At 66.1% G+C, this 15,864-nt stretch carries 15 protein-coding genes; 12 read left to right on the forward strand and 3 right to left on the reverse strand.

The window, feature by feature from the left end:
- Nucleotides 1-51: 51 nt before the first annotated feature.
- Nucleotides 52-987, reverse strand: coding sequence for a beta/alpha barrel domain-containing protein (locus JL811_RS12645; RefSeq protein ID WP_202689065.1), 936 nt, complete (start codon nt 985-987; stop codon nt 52-54).
- A gap of 141 nt (nt 988-1,128) precedes the next feature.
- On the opposite strand from JL811_RS12645, the gene JL811_RS12650 reads away from it, so the two are divergent.
- Nucleotides 1,129-2,124 (forward strand): Gfo/Idh/MocA family protein, encoded by a 996-nt coding sequence (locus tag JL811_RS12650; RefSeq protein WP_202689066.1) that lies wholly within the window; start codon nt 1,129-1,131, stop codon nt 2,122-2,124.
- Between the two features lie 12 nt (nt 2,125-2,136).
- Nucleotides 2,137-2,823: a FadR/GntR family transcriptional regulator gene (locus JL811_RS12655; protein ID WP_202689067.1), complete on the forward strand. Its 687-nt coding sequence runs from the start codon at nt 2,137-2,139 to the stop codon at nt 2,821-2,823.
- 75 nt (nt 2,824-2,898) lie between these two features.
- Here the strand turns inward: JL811_RS12655 and dapA are convergent, their stop codons facing one another.
- On the reverse strand, nt 2,899-3,774 hold the full coding sequence (gene dapA, locus JL811_RS12660; protein WP_202689068.1) for a 4-hydroxy-tetrahydrodipicolinate synthase: 876 nt from the start codon (nt 3,772-3,774) through the stop codon (nt 2,899-2,901).
- Between the two features lie 176 nt (nt 3,775-3,950).
- Between dapA and JL811_RS12665 the strand changes: the two genes are divergently transcribed.
- From JL811_RS12665 to JL811_RS12690, 6 genes are all read left to right on the forward strand, one after another.
- Nucleotides 3,951-5,915, forward strand: coding sequence for a lytic transglycosylase domain-containing protein (locus JL811_RS12665; protein ID WP_202689069.1), 1,965 nt, complete (start codon nt 3,951-3,953; stop codon nt 5,913-5,915).
- 171 nt (nt 5,916-6,086) lie between these two features.
- Nucleotides 6,087-6,608, forward strand: a complete 522-nt coding sequence (gene def / locus JL811_RS12670; RefSeq protein WP_202689070.1) for a peptide deformylase — start codon at nt 6,087-6,089, stop codon at nt 6,606-6,608.
- Between the two features lie 154 nt (nt 6,609-6,762).
- The gene (locus JL811_RS12675; RefSeq protein ID WP_202689071.1) at nt 6,763-7,971 is read left to right on the forward strand and encodes an MFS transporter; all 1,209 of its coding nucleotides are present in this window, start codon (nt 6,763-6,765) and stop codon (nt 7,969-7,971) included.
- Nucleotides 7,968-8,465, forward strand: a complete 498-nt coding sequence (def, locus tag JL811_RS12680; RefSeq protein ID WP_202689072.1) for a peptide deformylase — start codon at nt 7,968-7,970, stop codon at nt 8,463-8,465. Before JL811_RS12675 ends, def (JL811_RS12680) begins: the two co-directional genes overlap by 4 nt.
- A gap of 75 nt (nt 8,466-8,540) precedes the next feature.
- The gene (gene fmt, locus JL811_RS12685) at nt 8,541-9,437 is read left to right on the forward strand and encodes a methionyl-tRNA formyltransferase (RefSeq protein WP_202689073.1); all 897 of its coding nucleotides are present in this window, start codon (nt 8,541-8,543) and stop codon (nt 9,435-9,437) included.
- An 86-nt stretch (nt 9,438-9,523) separates the two neighbouring features.
- Nucleotides 9,524-9,763: a GlsB/YeaQ/YmgE family stress response membrane protein gene (locus JL811_RS12690; protein WP_202689074.1), complete on the forward strand. Its 240-nt coding sequence runs from the start codon at nt 9,524-9,526 to the stop codon at nt 9,761-9,763.
- A gap of 25 nt (nt 9,764-9,788) precedes the next feature.
- On the opposite strand, the gene JL811_RS12695 is transcribed toward JL811_RS12690, so the two are convergent.
- Nucleotides 9,789-10,829 carry a glycosyltransferase family 2 protein gene (locus JL811_RS12695; RefSeq protein ID WP_202689075.1) on the reverse strand — a complete coding sequence of 347 codons (1,041 nt, stop codon included), beginning with the start codon at nt 10,827-10,829 and terminating at the stop codon, nt 9,789-9,791.
- Between the two features lie 341 nt (nt 10,830-11,170).
- Between JL811_RS12695 and JL811_RS12700 the strand changes: the two genes are divergently transcribed.
- From JL811_RS12700 to JL811_RS12715, 4 genes are all read left to right on the forward strand, one after another.
- A complete protein-coding gene (locus JL811_RS12700) occupies nt 11,171-12,424 on the forward strand; it encodes an ABC transporter substrate-binding protein (protein WP_202689076.1) in 1,254 nt (417 codons plus the stop codon).
- Nucleotides 12,425-12,642: 218 nt separating this feature from the next.
- Nucleotides 12,643-13,725, forward strand: coding sequence for a dehydroquinate synthase/iron-containing alcohol dehydrogenase family protein (locus tag JL811_RS12705; protein ID WP_202689077.1), 1,083 nt, complete (start codon nt 12,643-12,645; stop codon nt 13,723-13,725).
- A 166-nt stretch (nt 13,726-13,891) separates the two neighbouring features.
- The gene (locus tag JL811_RS12710) at nt 13,892-14,728 is read left to right on the forward strand and encodes an AraC family transcriptional regulator (RefSeq protein ID WP_202689078.1); all 837 of its coding nucleotides are present in this window, start codon (nt 13,892-13,894) and stop codon (nt 14,726-14,728) included.
- Between the two features lie 125 nt (nt 14,729-14,853).
- Nucleotides 14,854-15,861, forward strand: coding sequence for a branched-chain amino acid ABC transporter permease (locus JL811_RS12715; RefSeq protein ID WP_202689079.1), 1,008 nt, complete (start codon nt 14,854-14,856; stop codon nt 15,859-15,861).
- Nucleotides 15,862-15,864 lie beyond the last annotated feature (3 nt).

Below are 15,864 nucleotides of genomic sequence, written 5' to 3' on the forward strand. Positions count from 1 at the left end.
TTCCTCCCAAGTGAACGACAACCCCTCACGCGTCATGCGCGGGGGCCTATTTCAGGCGATCTCTGCCGCCCGGAATTCCTGCTCGGCCTCCAACAGGGACCGCGCGGCCAGGGCAACCCTGCCCCGGTCACGATCTGGAATCGGTGATGATGGTGCAATGATCATACCAGTATCCGCAATACCCGATTGTCTGATTGCCTCGTGCAGCACGCGGATTTCATTGATCTCCCCGCGCAGGGCCTCCAGCGGCAGCAGCGGTTGCAGCAGCGCTTCGGCCCGCGCCCGGTCACCGGCCTGCAGGGCCCGCAGGATGGCCATCGACAGGGCAGGCGCGATGCAGACACAGCCCGCGGTAAAGCCCGCCAGCCCGTAATCGGCCAGATGCGGCAGGGCAGGCGGCTCACCAAAGCCCGAGATGATGCGCTCGGCCCCGATCGCCGCGATGATCGCATCCAGATAGGCGTCGCGCGCCCCGTCGCTGCGCGGAACCGCATATTTCACGCCAAAGACCACACCCTCGGCGCAAAGCGTGTCCAGATCCGCCGCAGCGATATAGCCATCGGTCTTGATGTAGATCAGCAGTTGCACGCCCGATCCGGCATGAAAATTGCGCAGCGCGGTCATCATGCCCTCCCGAGTCAGTGGCGGACCCATCGGCAGCAGCAGGGCCACCGGGAAATCACGGGTTCTCAGAATCTCGGCCTGATCGGCCAGCTTGCCGCCATCCGGCCCGACCGATGGCAGCAGCCATGTATCGGGCGCAACCAGCGCCGTCAGCCGGTCCAGCCAGTCGGCATAGCGCGACATCGGCCAGTGATGGACCAGCGCATTGCCGCCATAAAGGATCGTCGAGACGCCCCCCGCCTCAAGATGCCGGATGATCGCGCCATTCGCGGCATCACTCATATCGCCCGCCGCATCGCGGGCAAAGGGTGGCACGGCCATCACGGCGCGGGCCAGATCGGCGGGGGTGACTGTGCGGCGCATGGCTTGGCTCCGGTAAAAAGCAGTTGGGCCACCTAGCGATGATTCGCATAATTAGTCAATAGTTGTAAAATCCGTTTTGCCGGGCTATGGCAGGCCGCGACAGGGACTTCAAGGCGCCCCATGGCGCGGGAGACAGGCAGAATGAAACCAATCCGGGTGGCGATCGCGGGTGCAGGCGCGATCAGCAGTTTTCATCTTCACGGATGGCAGGCCCAGCAGGGTGTCGAACTGGTCGCGATCTGTGACCCCGACCGCAACCGCGCCGCGGAACGCGCCGCAGAATTCGGCATTCCGCAGGTGTTTGACGATGTGGCGCTGATGCTGGATGCCACCCGCCCCGATGCGCTGGACATCATCACCCCTGTTGCCAGCCATGCGCCGCTGGTGCGGTTGGCGGCAGACCATGGCATCCACGTCATCTGCCAGAAACCCATGACCCCCACCGTGGCCGAGGCCGAGGCGCTGATTGCCGAGGTGGGTGAGCGTATCCGTTTCATGGTGCATGAGAACTACCGCTTCCGCCCGCATTACGCGGAAATGATCGCCCGCCTTGCCGCCGGCGCGGTCGGCCGCATCCGCCATGTGCGCCTGACGGTCCGCGCCTCATCGTTGCATGACTATCCGGGCCGGGTGCCCTTCCTGCTGGGCCGCCAGCCCTATCTGGCGCAGTTCCCGCGTCTGCTGGTCTTTGAGGTGCTGATCCATCATCTGGACGCCCTGCGCGCCATGCTGGGGGAGATGGAACCGCTGGCCGCTATACTGGACCGGATCAACCCCGTGCTGGCGGGGGAGGATGCGGCGCTGGTGACGCTGCGCACGCAGACGGGCGCGCTGGTCCAGATCGACGCGAATATCTCGGCCCCCGGTCATCCGCCCCTGCCTGCCGACCGGCTTGAGGTGATGGGGGAAACCGACACGCTGATCCTTGATCATGACCGCATCACCCTTCTGTCCGACCCCGATACCGTGTCACTGCATGATCTGGCGGCGAATTATCAGGCCTGTTTCACAGGGGCCGTCACCGAATTCGTCACCGGGCTGCGCACGGGCGGCGCCTTTGCCACCGACCGGCTGGACAATCTGCGGACCTTGCGCCTGATGGAAGCCATCTACAGACTGGCGGGCGTGGCGATCTGAAGGAAACGGGCAATGCAGCGCGAACCGACATTGGCCGATCAGGTCTATGACCGCCTGCTGCGCGCGATCATGACAGGCGATTATGCGCTGAACGCGCGCCTGCCCGCAGAGGAGTCGCTGGCCGTGGCCTGCGGCGTCTCACGCCCTGTCCTTCGCATGGCACTGGCCCGGCTGCGCGATGACGGGATCGTTGCGGCGCGGCGCGGATCGGGCAATTATGTTCTCCGCCGTCCTGCGGCGTCGGTGGTGGATTTCGTGCCGCTGGGGTCGATCACCGATATCCAGCGCTGCTATGAGTTCCGGCTTGAGGTGGAATCAGCCGCCGCCTTCTGGGCCGCCCAACGCCGGACCGAGGCCGATCTGGCCGCGATGCGCGCCGCCCATGACCGGATGGAAGCCCTGTACACCGCCCGCGACAAGGGGGTCGAGGCCGATCAGGCCCTGCATCTGGCCGTAGGGCGCGCCACGCATAACCCGTTTTTCGCCTCGGTGCTCGATTCGCTGGCCAGCCAGATCGGTTTCGGGATGAACCTGTCGCGCAGCCTGACGCTTCAGGCCGCCCCCGACCGGCAGGCCGAGGTCATGGCCGAACATGCCGCCCTGATCGACGCGATTGCGGCCCAGAACCCCGATGCGGCCCGCGCCGCCATGCAGGCCCATATCGCCGCCGCCCGCGACCGGATGTTCGAAGGGGGCTGAGCGCCCGCGCCCCCCTTTTTCTGTCCGTAAATATCCCGGGGGGTGAAGGGGGGCTGGCCCCCCTTCCTGAGGCGATCAGTTCACAAGACCCGCATGGCGCATGGCCGCGTCGATCCGGCCCTTGGTCGCGTCGGTCAGCCCGACCAGCGGCAGGCGCACCTCATCCGAACAGAGGCCAAGCCGCGACATGCCATATTTCGCCCCCGCAAGCCCCGGTTCAAGAAAGATCGCCTCATGCAACGGCATCAGCCGGTCCTGATAGTCCAGCGCGCGGGCATAATCCCCCGCCAGCGTCGCCTCCTGAAACTCGGCACAAAGCCGGGGTGCCACATTGGCGGTGACCGAAATGCAGCCCACGCCGCCATGGGCGTTGAAACCAAGGGCGGTCGCATCCTCCCCCGACAGTTGAATGAACTCCGGCCCGCAGGTGATGCGCTGCTGGCTGACGCGTTCCAGCTTGCCGGTCGCGTCCTTCACGCCCACGATGCGGGGCAGCCTCGCCAGCACGCCCATCGTTTCGGGTGACATGTCCACGACTGAACGGCCCGGAATATTGTAGATAATGATCGGCAGGTCGCAGCAGTCATGCAGCGCGGTGAAATGCGCGATCAGCCCGGCCTGGGTGGGCTTGTTGTAATAGGGCGTCACGACAAGGGCGGCATCGGCGCCCACGCGCTCGGCATGGCGGATCAGGCGGATGCCTTCGACCGTGTTGTTCGATCCGGCCCCCGCGATCACGGGGATGCGCCCGGCGGCGGCCTTCACCACCTCTTGCACCACGATCTCATGTTCTTCATGGCTCAATGTAGGGCTTTCGCCGGTCGTGCCCACCGGCACGATGCCATGGCTGCCCTCGGCCACGTGCCAGTCGACAAGTTTCTTCAGCGTGTCCAGATCCAGCGCACCGTTCTTGAACGGCGTCACCAGGGCAGGCATTGACCCTCTGATCATGACACGCATCTCCTTTGACATCGGGCCCCCGGTCCTCGAGTCGCCCTTCTTGGTTTCCTCGCGCCTTCTAGCCTTCGCCCGGAAGATTGCCAAGCGCAGGCAGGGCTTTGCCGCAACCGGCGCGTTGGCGCGGATGTGAGTTGCGGCGGCCCGGGCGGAATGGCAGGTTGCGTCCCATGAAAACGCATTCGTTCCGACTGAGCCGCGCCCTGCCGCTTTTTTCCGCCATCCTGTTGACGGGGCTGGCTTCTTTTGCCGTACCCGCGCCGCTGCGGGCCGATCCCGCCGCCCTGCGCGCGGCATTTGAGGCGGCATCGGCGCGCGACTGGGACCGCGCCCTTGCGCTGGCCCCGCAGGGTGTGGGGCGCGATCTGGTGGAATGGCAGCGCCTGCGCGCAGGTGAGGGGCTGCTGGGGGAGTATGAAGATTTCATCCGCCGTCATCCCGACTGGCCCGGCATGGACTATCTGCGGCGGCAAGGGGAAACCGCCGTCGCCCGCTCAAACACGCCGGACCGGGTTCTGGCATGGTTTGCACAAGGCGATGCGGTCACCGCCGAGGGTACGATGGCGCATATCCGCGCGCTTCAGGCGCTGGGACGCGGGGATGAGGCGGCGGCGGTCGCGCGCCGTGCATGGGTCGGTCTGCGTCTGACGGCGGCCGAGGATTCGGCGCTGCTGGCGCAGTCGGGGCAGGCGCTGGCCATCGCGCATGAGGCGCGGCTGGATGCGCTGCTCTGGGCTGGTGAGGCGGCCGAGGCTGAACGGATGCTGCCCCGGGTTCCGGCGGGCTGGCAGGCGCTGGCCCGGGCGCGCATGGCGCTGCGGGCCGATGCACCGGGGGTCGATGCACTGATCGAGGCGGTTCCGGCCGCGCTGCGTGATCATCCCGGCCTAGCGCAAGAGCGGTTCACATGGCGGATGCGCCGGCAGTTCTGGGACGGCGCACTGGATTTGCTGACCGAACGCTCGGCCAGTGCGACGGGGCTGGGCCATCCGGCGGAATGGGGCAGGCGGCGGATCCAACTGGTCCGGCAGTTGCTGTCCGACGGTCGCCCCCGTGACGCGCTGCGCGCCGCGACACCCCATCATCTGACCTCGGGCGGCGATTTTGCCGATCTGGAATTCCTTGCCGGCTGGATCGCGCTGCGCCATCTGAATGACCCTGAACGCGCGCTGGGCCATTTCCGCCATCTGCGCGACGGGGTCTCGACCCCGATCAGCCTGTCGCGCGGCCATTACTGGGAGGGCCGTGCGCTGGAGGCGCTGGGCCGGGCCGATGCCGCGCAGGCCGCATATCGCGCCGGGGCCGCGCATCAGACGGCCTATTACGGGCTGTTGGCAGCAGAGCGGCTGGGCCTGTCGCTGGATCCCGCGCTGGCCGGTGGGGGGCAGAGGGTCGACTGGCGGCAAGCGGGTTTTGCGCAAGGATCGGTCATGCAGGCCGCGCGGCTTTTGCTGCAGGCAGGTGATCGCGGGCTGGCGCGGCGCTTCCTGCTGCATCTGGCCGAAGGCCTTGATGCAAGGGGGCTGGAGGCCTTGGGCGACTACGCGCTTGAGGCGGGTGAGCCGAATTTCGCCGTGCTGATCGGCAAAGAGGCGGCAGGGCGCGGCATCATCCTGCCGCGCGCCTATTTCCCGGTGCCTGAACTGGTGCCTGATGGCCTGCCTGTCAGCCGGGCCCTTGCCCTGTCCATCGCGCGGCGCGAAAGCGAATTTGCCGCCGATGTGCGCAGCCCCGCCGGGGCGCTGGGGCTGATGCAGGTCATGCCGGGCACGGCAAAACTGATGTCCGACAAGCTGGGCATTTCCCATTCCGTGCCGCGCCTGACCTCTGACCCGCCCCATAACGTGCGCCTGGGGGCGGCCTATCTGGCGCAACTGGTCGAGGAATTCGGCCCCTCGGTCGCGCTGATCGCCTCGGGCTACAATGCCGGGCCGGGACGCCCGCGCCGCTGGGTCACCGAATTCGGTGATCCGCGCCAAAGTTCGGTCGATATGGTGGACTGGGTTGAAACCATCCCCTTTGCCGAAACGCGGACCTATGTGATGCGGGTGGTGGAATCGCTGGTCATCTATCGCGCGAAACTGCGCGGCAGCCCGGGGCCGGTGCGGGTGATTGCAGAACTGCGGGGCGGATAGATCTGTCGCGGCGCAAGGGGGGCGCTGCCCCCACCTCTTTGGCTCTCGCCAAATTCACCCCCCGGGTTATTCGGTGACAGAAAAAAGGCCGGAGGGAGCCGAGGCGACAGGTCCGGCGCCGCATTGCGTCAAGGATTGCGTGGCGCGCGGGCTTCGCTTAAATCGGCGGGCATGAAACGCCCTATCCTGATCCATCCCGACCCGAGGCTGAAAAAACGGTGCGATCCCGTCGGCGACGTAACGCCCGAGATCGGCCAATTGGCCGAGGACATGCTGGCCACCATGTATGACGCGCCCGGCATTGGGCTGGCCGCGCCGCAGATCGGCGTGATGAAACGGCTGCTGGTCATGGATTGCGTCAAGGATCCGGAACTGCCGCCGCGTCCGATGGTGCTGGTCGATCCCGAAATCACATGGGCTTCGGAGGATCTGAACCAGTATGAGGAGGGTTGCCTTTCGATCCCGGACCAATATGGCACGGTCAGCCGCCCGGCCATCGTTCGGGTCGCATGGACCGGGCTGGACGGCCTGCGCGCCGAGGAGGAGTTTTCGGGTCTCTGGGCGACCTGCGTGCAGCATGAGATCGACCATCTGAACGGCAAGCTGTTCATTGATTATCTGGGACCGCTGAAGCGCCAGATGATCACCCGCAAGATGGAAAAGCTGAAACGGGATCTGGCGCGGCGCGGCTGATCCGGGCCTGTGTCAGGGGTACAATATCGCTCTCGACAAGGACACGAATGCGGCGCAGGGTGCGGCCCGTCCGGATCGGGGGGCGGTTTTCGTTCCGTCACGACCCGGGGGCGGTGTCACGCCCAGTCCTGAAAACAGCGCCCGAAAGCCGAAGATGACCCTTGCAGCCCCTGTTCCGACGCGTGCCCGAACCCATCTTGCCGTTCTGGTCGTCCTTGGCATCACCCATCTGCTGAACGATCTGATGCAGTCACTGATCCCGGCGGCCTATCCGATCCTGAAAGAGGCCTATGCGCTGGACTTCGTGCAGATCGGGCTGATCACCATGACCTTCCAGATCGCCGGATCGCTGCTGCAGCCGGTGATCGGCATGGTGACCGACCGCCACCCCGCGCCCTATTCGCCGGTCGTGGGCATGATGTTCACCCTGTCGGGGCTGGTCAGCCTTGCCTATGCGCACAGCTATGCGCTGATCCTTGTCTCGGTCGCGCTGATCGGGATCGGTTCCTCCATCTTCCACCCCGAGGCGACGCGGATGGCGCGCTATGCGGCAGGCGGGCGGCAAGGGCTGGCGCAGGGCATCTTTCAGGTCGGCGGACAGGCGGGCGGTGCGCTGGGGCCGGTTTTCGCCGCGCTGATCATCGTGCCATGGGGCCAGCCCAGCCTTGCGCTGTTCGCGGTGGCGGCCCTGTGTGCCATGGCGATGCTGACATGGATCGGCGCGCAGCAGCGCGCGATCAGCGCCGAATTTGCCGCCCGCCGCGCCAGTGCGGCGGCGGCTGGCGGCGGGCTCCGCCATGCGCCCATGACCATCGCCGTCGGGCTGGTCGTACTGACCTTCCTGATGTTCACCAAGAACGCTTATGGTGAAAGTTTCCGGTCCTTCTATACCTTTTACCTGATCGACCGCTTCGGCCTGTCGATCCCGGAATCGCAGATGATGCTGTTCATCTTCCTTGCCGCCGCGGCGGTGGGGGTTCTGATCGGCGGCATCGTGGGCGACCGGATCGGGCGCAAGCGGATCATCTGGATTTCGGTTCTGGGCCCCTTGCCGCTGACGCTGATCCTGCCGCATGTCGATCTGTTCTGGACCGGGGTTCTGACGGTGCTGATCAACCTCATCATGGCCAGCGCCTTCGCCTCGATCCTGATCTATGCGATGGAATTGCTGCCCAACCGGATCGGGTTGATCGGCGGGCTGTTCTACGGGCTGAATTTCGGCCTTGGCGGCATTGCGGCGGCCCTTCTGGGGGTCATGGCCGACCGCTATGGCATCGAGACGGTCTATCACATCTGCGCCTTCATGCCGCTTGCGGGTCTGATGGTCTGGTTCCTGCCCACGATCGAGGAGGAACAGGGATGACCGCGCGCCCCTGTATCCCATGGCCCGACCCCCGCCTGCGCCGCGCGGCTGCACCGGTTGAGGCGGTCACGGATGAGATCCGCGCGATCTGGGCCGATATGGTCGATACGATGGAGGCGATGCCGGGTTACGGCCTTGCCGCGCCGCAGATCGGGGTGATGCTGCGCCTGGCCGTGGTCGATTGCTCGACCGCGCGTGGGCAGGCGGTGCTGATGGCCAATCCCGAGATCCTGCATGCCTCGGGCCAGCTGCGCGAGCATGAGGAAGTATCGCCCAACCTGCCGGGGGTTTCCGCCGTGATCCGCCGCCCGCGCGCGGTGACGGTGCGGTTTCTCAACGCGGGTGGCGCGGTCGAGGAGCGCGATTTCGTGCATCTCTGGGCGACAAGCGTGCAGCATCAGATCGACCATCTGGCCGGGCGGATGTATTTCGACCGGCTGGGCAAGGTGAAGCGCGACATGCTGCTGCGCCGCGCCCGCAAGACGGCGGGCTGAGCGTCAGGCGGGCTTGACCGCCCAGCCCGCCACGCTAGACCTGCGCCGATGCGGCAGGACGAAAGGGGCAGACCGATGCGCGTGATCTTCATGGGAACGCCGGAATTTTCGGTGCCGGTGCTCGACGCGCTGGCGGCGGCGCATGAGGTCGTGGCCGTCTATTGCCAGCCGCCCCGTCCCGCCGGGCGCGGCAAGAAGGACCGTCCTTCGCCTGTGCAGGCACGGGCCGAGGCGCTGGGGCTGCCGGTGCGGCATCCGGTCAGTCTGAAGGGGGCCGAGGCGCAGGCGGAATTCGCCGCGTTCAAGGCCGATGTCGCGGTGGTGGTGGCTTACGGGCTGATCCTGCCGCAAGCCGTTCTGGACGCGCCGCGTCTGGGATGCCTCAACATTCATGCCAGCCTGCTGCCGCGCTGGCGGGGGGCCGCGCCGATCCATCGCGCGATCCTTGCGGGCGATGCCGAGACCGGCATCTGCATCATGCAGATGGAGGCGGGGCTGGATACCGGCCCTGTGCTGCTGCATCAGGCGGTGACGATCGGGGCCGAGGACACCACCGCCGATCTGCACGACCGGCTGTCCGCGCTGGGGGCGGGGCTGATTGTCCGGGCGCTGGACGGCCTGCCCGGTCTGACCCCGGTGCCGCAACCCGTTACGGGCGTGACTTATGCCGCCAAGATCGACAAGGCGGAGGCTAGGGTCGACTGGACCCTCCCGGCGGTTGAGGTGGATCGCCAGATCCGGGGGCTGTCGCCCTTTCCCGGCGCATGGTGCCTGATCGGGGCGGAACGGGTGAAGCTGCTGCGCTCCCGCATCGGGCATGGCGATGGCGCACCCGGGGAGGTGCTGGAGGGTCTGACCATCGCCTGCGGCACGGGCGCTGTCGAGTTCACACTGGCACAGCGCGAAGGCAAGCGCCCGATGGAGGCGGCGGAGTTCCTGCGCGGCATGGTTCTGCCGGACCGGCTGGACTGACCCCGCATATCCCGCCGCATCGCTTGACCCGCAGACCCCGCCGGGGCAGGCTGCGGCAAGAAATCTGACCGCAGCAGGGGGATCTCATGCCGATCATCGCGCTGGTCATCATCGGGGCCGCTGCCGGGTTTCTGGCGACACGGCTGATGCGGGTGCAGACCGATATTCCGACAACCATTTTCATCGGTATCGCCGGGGCGCTGATCGGCGGGCTGGTGCTGCGCTTTCTGCTGCTGCTGACCGGATGGGCGGCGGGGGTCGTCGGTGCGGTGCTCGGGGCGATGTTGCTGATCTTTTTGTGGCGGCAGTTCATGTCGGGGCGCTGACCGGGTCTGCTCTGCGCCGCGCCTGTCAGCCCATTTCGGCGCGGTAGCGATCCGAGGCATAAAGAAACCCCGCGCCGATCAGATCGGCCGTGCCGCGATAGGGCCGGGCATCGGGCAGGTCGGGCGTGAAATCATCCCCCGCCGTGACCGCCGCCAGCCGCTTTGCATCCTCGGCATGGTCCCAAAGCCCCGCCGCGACCGAGGCGCGGTCGCGCGCCTGCCAGTCGCCCGCCAGCTTGTAATGCCGCAAAAGGCCGGTCACATCCGCCACCCGCACCCGACCCGCGCAATGCGGATGGCGCATCAGGTCGATGCCGGGGCGATTGCGCAGCAGGGAATGTTTGTAAAGATGGCATTCCTCACCGAACAGGCTGCGCCGCGCGCCGCCGATCAGCAGCCGCACGCCCGGATCGTCGCACAGATTGTCCCGCAGGAACCAGTCCAGCGGATTGGCCGCGCCTGCGTGATAGAGCAGGGCGGTCAGTTCCCCCATGGCCCAGCGGTCGAAGGCCGCGACCGAAGCCGGATAATCCAGCGCCTTCGTGTCGCGATAGGGCCGGTCGGTAAGCAGATCCAGCATCTGTGCCACCAGTGCCGTATAGCCATGCCGCGCCAGATAGGCGGTCAGCCGCGGCAGCGCATCCGGCGCGCCGTCCAGCAGCGGCGCCTCGAACATCTCATCGGCATCGGCAAACAGCACCCAGCCGCCGCGCAGCACCTGTCGCGCGATACCTGCGCGCAGCAGGCTTTCATGGCGTTTGGCGGGCATCGGATTCTGCACCACCGTCACCTGCGGAAAACCGGCGGCAATCGCGGCTGTCGCATCGCGCGACCCGTTGTCGATCACCACCAGATGCCGCGCGCCCCGCGACAGGTGATGCGTGATGAATGGCCCGATATGCCATTCGGCATCCTTCATCAGCGTGACCACCGCGCAATCGGTATCGCCCAGCGTCACGCGGGCCGGGCCATGGATCACCCGGCTGTGATGCCAGAGCGCGGCACGGTCGCGCAGGCCTGCCATGCGCCGCGCAATCCCCGCCGTGATCCGATCCGCCATTGCCATTGCCTGTCCTTGTTCCATTCCGGCTTGTCGATCCGCCCGGTGCAGGCTATCCCGGCCCTGCGTGGCGTCAATGACCAACGGCGGCGACCAACGGCTGCGACCAAGACAGGACCCTGCCTGCAAACGCGCCAGCCCGCGCAGGGATGCCTGAAAAGCCTGCTTTCCCCCTTCATGACCCGGAAAAAAAGACCCTCGGATATGGGGCCGCATTGCCGGGCATCGCTAGGACGCGCGCCCGCCGCCTAGCCTTGATCCGTTACAAACGCGCCTGTGACGTCAGGGGCCATCCGTCCATCGGGTCCAACCCGCCAGCGTTCCGGTGCATTTCAGGGGAGGAAGACATGAGGAAATGGCTTGTTGCGTCCGTTTCGGCGGCCGCGCTGGTTCTGCCCGGGGCAGCGCTGGCACAGGACAGTATCAAGATCGGCGTTCTTGTCGCGCTGGAGGGGGCCTTTGCCGCCGGCGGCTCGGATGCGGTCCGCAATATCGAACTGGCGATCAGCGAAGCCGGCGGTATGGCCGGCGGCAAGGCGATCGAGACGGTGATCGCGCCGACCGACACGACGCCGGACACGACCATTCGTCAGGCCCGCAAACTGGTCGAACAGGATGGCGTCGATTTCGTCGTCGGTCCGCTGTCAGGTTCGGAGGGCATCGCTATCCGCGATTTCGCCAAGACGGTGCCCGACAAGGTGTTCATCAACGGCATTTCCGGGGCGCTGGAAATGACATGGGTTGATCCGGCCCCCAATGTCTACCGCTTCAATCTTGACGGGGCGCAATGGGGTCAGGGTCTCGGCTCGTATGTCGTGAACGAAAAGGGCTGGACGAAGGTCGCCTCCATCGCCGCCGACTACTCCTTCGGCTATACGAACTTCCTTGGCTTTGCGGTGGATTTCTGCCGCGCGGGCGGTGAGATCGTCGAACGGTTCTGGGTGCCGCTGGGATCGTCTGACTTTGGCGGTGTGATCGCGCAGATGCCTGATGACGTCGATGCCATCTATCTGGGCATGGGCGGCACGGATGCGATCAACTTCCTGAACCAGTATGATCAGGCCGGGGCCGATACGAACCTGATCGGCGGCACGATCATGGCCGATGCGACGGTCCTGACCTCGCGCGGGCGCGCCAAGGAGGCGCTGGTCGGTACGCCCACCTCGGGTGCCTTCGCCCCCGACAACCCCGATCCGGCATGGCAGGAATATCTGGCCAAATATCGCGCCTTCGAAGGTGACGAGGCAAAGGTGCCCTCGCTGTTCGGCGTGGGCTATCATGTTGCGATGCTGGCCGCGATTCAGGCGCTGAACGAGGTCGAGGGTGATCTGTCCAACGGGCAGGAAAAGTTCAAGGCCGCGCTGGCCGGGCTTGAGCTTGCCTCGCCGCTGGGCACGATCACGCTGAATGAAAACCGTCAGGCCACGGGTTCGGTCTTTGTGACCGAGGTTGTCGAAGGCAGCGACGGCAATCTGGAGGCCGTGTTCAAGGCCCGGCAGGACGGTGTCACCCAGACGCTTGGCCTGACGGCGGATGAGTTCCGCGCCATGGGTCTGCCCTCGCGCGATACGCCGGATTGTGACGCCCTGCGCGGCGGCTGATCGGCCATCGAACCTGTCCCGCAGCCCCGGCCACAGGGCTGCGGGATGACAGGATGCGGGCCGCAAGGGCCCGCATCCGATTTCCGGGCAATGCCCCCCCAAGCCGGTCCCCGCAGGCAGGCCAAAGGTCGTCCGTTCAGGCGCCCGGCCCGGCACGGAACATGACAGTCCTTGCCTTCCGCGCGCCCGTTGCGTGCGGCTGACCGGAGGCGCCCCGCATGTCGCTTATCGCCTATCTGACCCGGATCCATTTCGCCGATTCGGTGGTCGAGGATGCCCTGCCCGAAGAGGTCGCGCGGCTTGGCCTGCGCCATATTCTTTTGCTGACCGATGCGCTGGCGGGCCCCGAGGGGCTGGGAGAGCGCGTTGAATGTCTGCTGCCGGTCGAATGCGACGTGACCCGCGCCGATGCCGCGCGCCCACTGGCCGATCTGCGCCTATTGCTGCAGGACGCGGAATGCGACGGGATCCTTGCCATGGGCGGTCCGCTGGTCATGGATCGCGCGGTCGAACTGGCCCGGATGCCGGGACATGCCCCCGGGCCCGCAGGACGTGAGGGGGCGCGGAACGCCACGATTCCGGTCATTGCCGTGCCGACCACCACCGCCGCCATCGGCCTGCCGGATGTCGCGGTGACGGCCAAGGGCCTGCTGCGCAATGACTGCCGCCCGCTGCCCTCGGTCATTCTGTGCGATCCGACGCTGACACTTTGGGCCGGGCCCGAGGTGACGGCGGCTGCGGGCATGGATGTGATCGTCCATTGCGTCGAGACCTATCTGAGCACGACATGGAACCCGCCCGCCGATGGCATGGCGCTGGACGGGCTGCGCCGTGCCGCGCGCTGGATCGACCGCGCCGTGACGGCGGGCGGCGATTATGACGCGCGGCGCGAAATGATGGCGGCGGCACTGAACGGGGCACTGGCCGGACAGAAAGGGTTGGGCGCGACCCATGCGCTGTCACAGGCCGTTGAGGCCTGTCTGGCCCCGACCGCCCCGCATGGCCGGTTCCATGCGGCCTTGCTGCCGCCGGTCCTGCGCTTCAACGCGCCCGCCTCGCAGACCCGCTTTACCGCGATTGCCGAGGCGATGGGCCTGCCGGTGGGGCGCGATCTGGCGCAGTCGCTCGCCGATCTGGGCGCGCGTCTGGGCCTGCCGGTGACGCTGGCGGGACTGGGTCTGGATGCAACGCTCAGCAATGAGATCGCCGCCCGCGCCGCCGAGGATGTCGCCAACCGCACCAATCCCCGCCACGCAACGGCGCAGGACTACCGCGATCTGCTTGAGGCCGCCGCGATATGACCTGCCACCATCCCCGATGCGGTGATCTGAAATCATACCGATTTTCCACCGTCTTGCTGCGCCCGGGGCCCGGCCGGCCGACATGGGGCAGATCCTTGCTTGTGGAAATGGCGAATCACGCTACCATACCAGAAGACTGCATCGGGAGAATGCGGGAGGGAGGATCATGAGTAATGCCGTAGCCGTGTTTCACGGCGATTTCGGACGTGTCTGTCTTTATTCGATGGATCGCACCATGGTTCCCCATGGCCATCGTGAGGGGCATCTTATCTTTCACGTTCAGGGTCCCCCGGGGGAGGTCGTGGTCGAGGACCGCGCCTTTCCGCTTGCCCCCGGGCAGGCCGTCGCGATCAGCCCCTGGCAGGCGCATTATTACCGGATGCGCGATCTGAGCACCCCGACGCTTTTACTGGTCCTGTATATCCGGCCGGTCTGGTTTCTCGAGGCCAGCCGCCATGCCTCATCCTCGCTGCGGTTCGGCCGGGTCGGGGTCGAGGTGACGGATCATCTGGCGCGGCTGGTCTATGGCGCGGCCCATTCCATGACCGATCCCGATTATGACGATCCGCTGTTCGAGGACCGGCTATGCACGCTGACGCAGGCCGCGTTTGATCAGTCCTGGCAATGGACGCGGCGCGGGCCTGCCTTCACCGGCCCGGATCTGACGACGCGGGATTTCCGCATCCGCAAGGCGATGCGGGCCTTGCAGGAACGGCTGGGCGATGTGCTGGAACTGGATGAGATCGCGCGGCAGGCGGGTCTGTCACGACCGCATTTCTACAAACTGTTCCGGTCGCATGTCGGCGTGACACCGAATGTCTATCTCAATGCCCTGCGCATGGAACGCGCTATCGAGAAACTGACCGCGACCGAACAGGCCGTCACCGATATCGGGCTGGATCTGGGTTTTTCCAGTCAGGCCAGCTTCTCGCGCTTCTTCATCGCGAACGGGGTGGTGCCTCCTTCGGTCTATCGGCGCAGTGCGCAGCGCGTCCTGATGTAGCCCCGGCGTTTTCGGACGCGGTGCCGAACCGCAAGACTGTCGGGTATGGGGTTTTGTCTCCTGCGCGCTAGGGTCGGGTGATCAGGGATAAGGACCAATCGGGCAGGGGAGGGCCTGGGCGTCGCATGCGGGATTTTATTGCGAAAAGACCGGTCTGGTCGGCGATCATCGCCCTTGTGCTGGCGGTGCTGCTCTGGCTGGTGCTGGCGCCGTGGACCGAAGCCATGGAGGAGGCGTTCGGACGCAAGCGCGTCTTTCTGAACGCGATCTTTTCAGGCATCACGCTTGGTGCGCTTTACTTCCTTGTCGCGGCTGGCTTCACGCTGATTTTCGGGCTGATGCGCAATGTCAATCTGGCGCATGGCTCGCTTTACCTTCTGGGCGGCTATCTGGGCTTTGAGGTTGTGGAGCGCACGGGATACTGGCTGCTGGCCTTTCCGGTGGTCTTCATCGTGATCGCGGCGCTGGGGCTTTTGCTGCAGCATCAGGTCTTTCGCCGGATGGAGGGGGAAGAGCTGCGCCAGACCATGGTGACCATCGGCCTGTCCATAGTGCTGGCCGATATCATGCTGTGGATCTGGGGCGGGCAGTCCTACACCATCCTGTTGCCCGACTGGCTGTCGGGGCCAATGACCCTGCCGATCCATTCAGGCTATGACCGGTCGGGCGATGTGGCCTATCTGCGATATCCGCTGGTGCGGATCGCCATTCTGGTCGCGGCTATCGTGATCGGGGTCGCGATGTGGTTCACCTTGAACAAGTCGCGTCTTGGCATGCTGATCCGGGCCGGGGTGGATGACCGTGAGATGCTGACCGCGACCGGGATCCGCATTCAATATGTCTTTCTTGCGGTGTTCGGCTTTGGCGCGGGCATGGCCGGGATTGCCGGGATCGTCGGCGGCTCCTTCCAGTCGCTCAGCCCGGGTGAGGATACGCGCTTTCTGCTGGCAAGCCTTGTGGTCGTGATCGTGGGCGGCATGGGATCCATTCCCGGTGCGGCCATCGGCGCGCTGGTCATTGGCCTCGCCGATCAGGTCGGGCTGGTCTATGCCCCGACCTATTCGGTCGTGTTCACCTTCCTCATCATGGCTGTCGTGCTGGCATTCCGCCCGCAGGGCCTGTTGGGGCGCTGACGG

The organism is Szabonella alba (assembly GCF_016765775.1).
Classification (GTDB): domain Bacteria; phylum Pseudomonadota; class Alphaproteobacteria; order Rhodobacterales; family Rhodobacteraceae; genus Szabonella; species Szabonella alba.

Excerpts from the sequence above, each read along its gene's own strand:
- JL811_RS12645 (WP_202689065.1), bottom strand. The coding sequence starts at position 987 with ATGCGCCGCACAGTCACCCCCGCCGATCTGGCCCGCGCCGTGATGGCC.
- JL811_RS12650 (WP_202689066.1), top strand. The coding sequence starts at position 1,129 with ATGAAACCAATCCGGGTGGCGATCGCGGGTGCAGGCGCGATCAGCAGT.
- JL811_RS12655 (WP_202689067.1), top strand. The coding sequence starts at position 2,137 with ATGCAGCGCGAACCGACATTGGCCGATCAGGTCTATGACCGCCTGCTG.
- dapA (WP_202689068.1), bottom strand. The coding sequence starts at position 3,774 with ATGATCAGAGGGTCAATGCCTGCCCTGGTGACGCCGTTCAAGAACGGT.
- JL811_RS12665 (WP_202689069.1), top strand. The coding sequence starts at position 3,951 with ATGAAAACGCATTCGTTCCGACTGAGCCGCGCCCTGCCGCTTTTTTCC.
- def (WP_202689070.1), top strand. The coding sequence starts at position 6,087 with ATGAAACGCCCTATCCTGATCCATCCCGACCCGAGGCTGAAAAAACGG.
- JL811_RS12675 (WP_202689071.1), top strand. The coding sequence starts at position 6,763 with ATGACCCTTGCAGCCCCTGTTCCGACGCGTGCCCGAACCCATCTTGCC.
- def (WP_202689072.1), top strand. The coding sequence starts at position 7,968 with ATGACCGCGCGCCCCTGTATCCCATGGCCCGACCCCCGCCTGCGCCGC.
- fmt (WP_202689073.1), top strand. The coding sequence starts at position 8,541 with ATGCGCGTGATCTTCATGGGAACGCCGGAATTTTCGGTGCCGGTGCTC.
- JL811_RS12690 (WP_202689074.1), top strand. The coding sequence starts at position 9,524 with ATGCCGATCATCGCGCTGGTCATCATCGGGGCCGCTGCCGGGTTTCTG.
- JL811_RS12695 (WP_202689075.1), bottom strand. The coding sequence starts at position 10,829 with ATGGCAATGGCGGATCGGATCACGGCGGGGATTGCGCGGCGCATGGCA.
- JL811_RS12700 (WP_202689076.1), top strand. The coding sequence starts at position 11,171 with ATGAGGAAATGGCTTGTTGCGTCCGTTTCGGCGGCCGCGCTGGTTCTG.
- JL811_RS12705 (WP_202689077.1), top strand. The coding sequence starts at position 12,643 with ATGTCGCTTATCGCCTATCTGACCCGGATCCATTTCGCCGATTCGGTG.
- JL811_RS12710 (WP_202689078.1), top strand. The coding sequence starts at position 13,892 with ATGAGTAATGCCGTAGCCGTGTTTCACGGCGATTTCGGACGTGTCTGT.
- JL811_RS12715 (WP_202689079.1), top strand. The coding sequence starts at position 14,854 with ATGCGGGATTTTATTGCGAAAAGACCGGTCTGGTCGGCGATCATCGCC.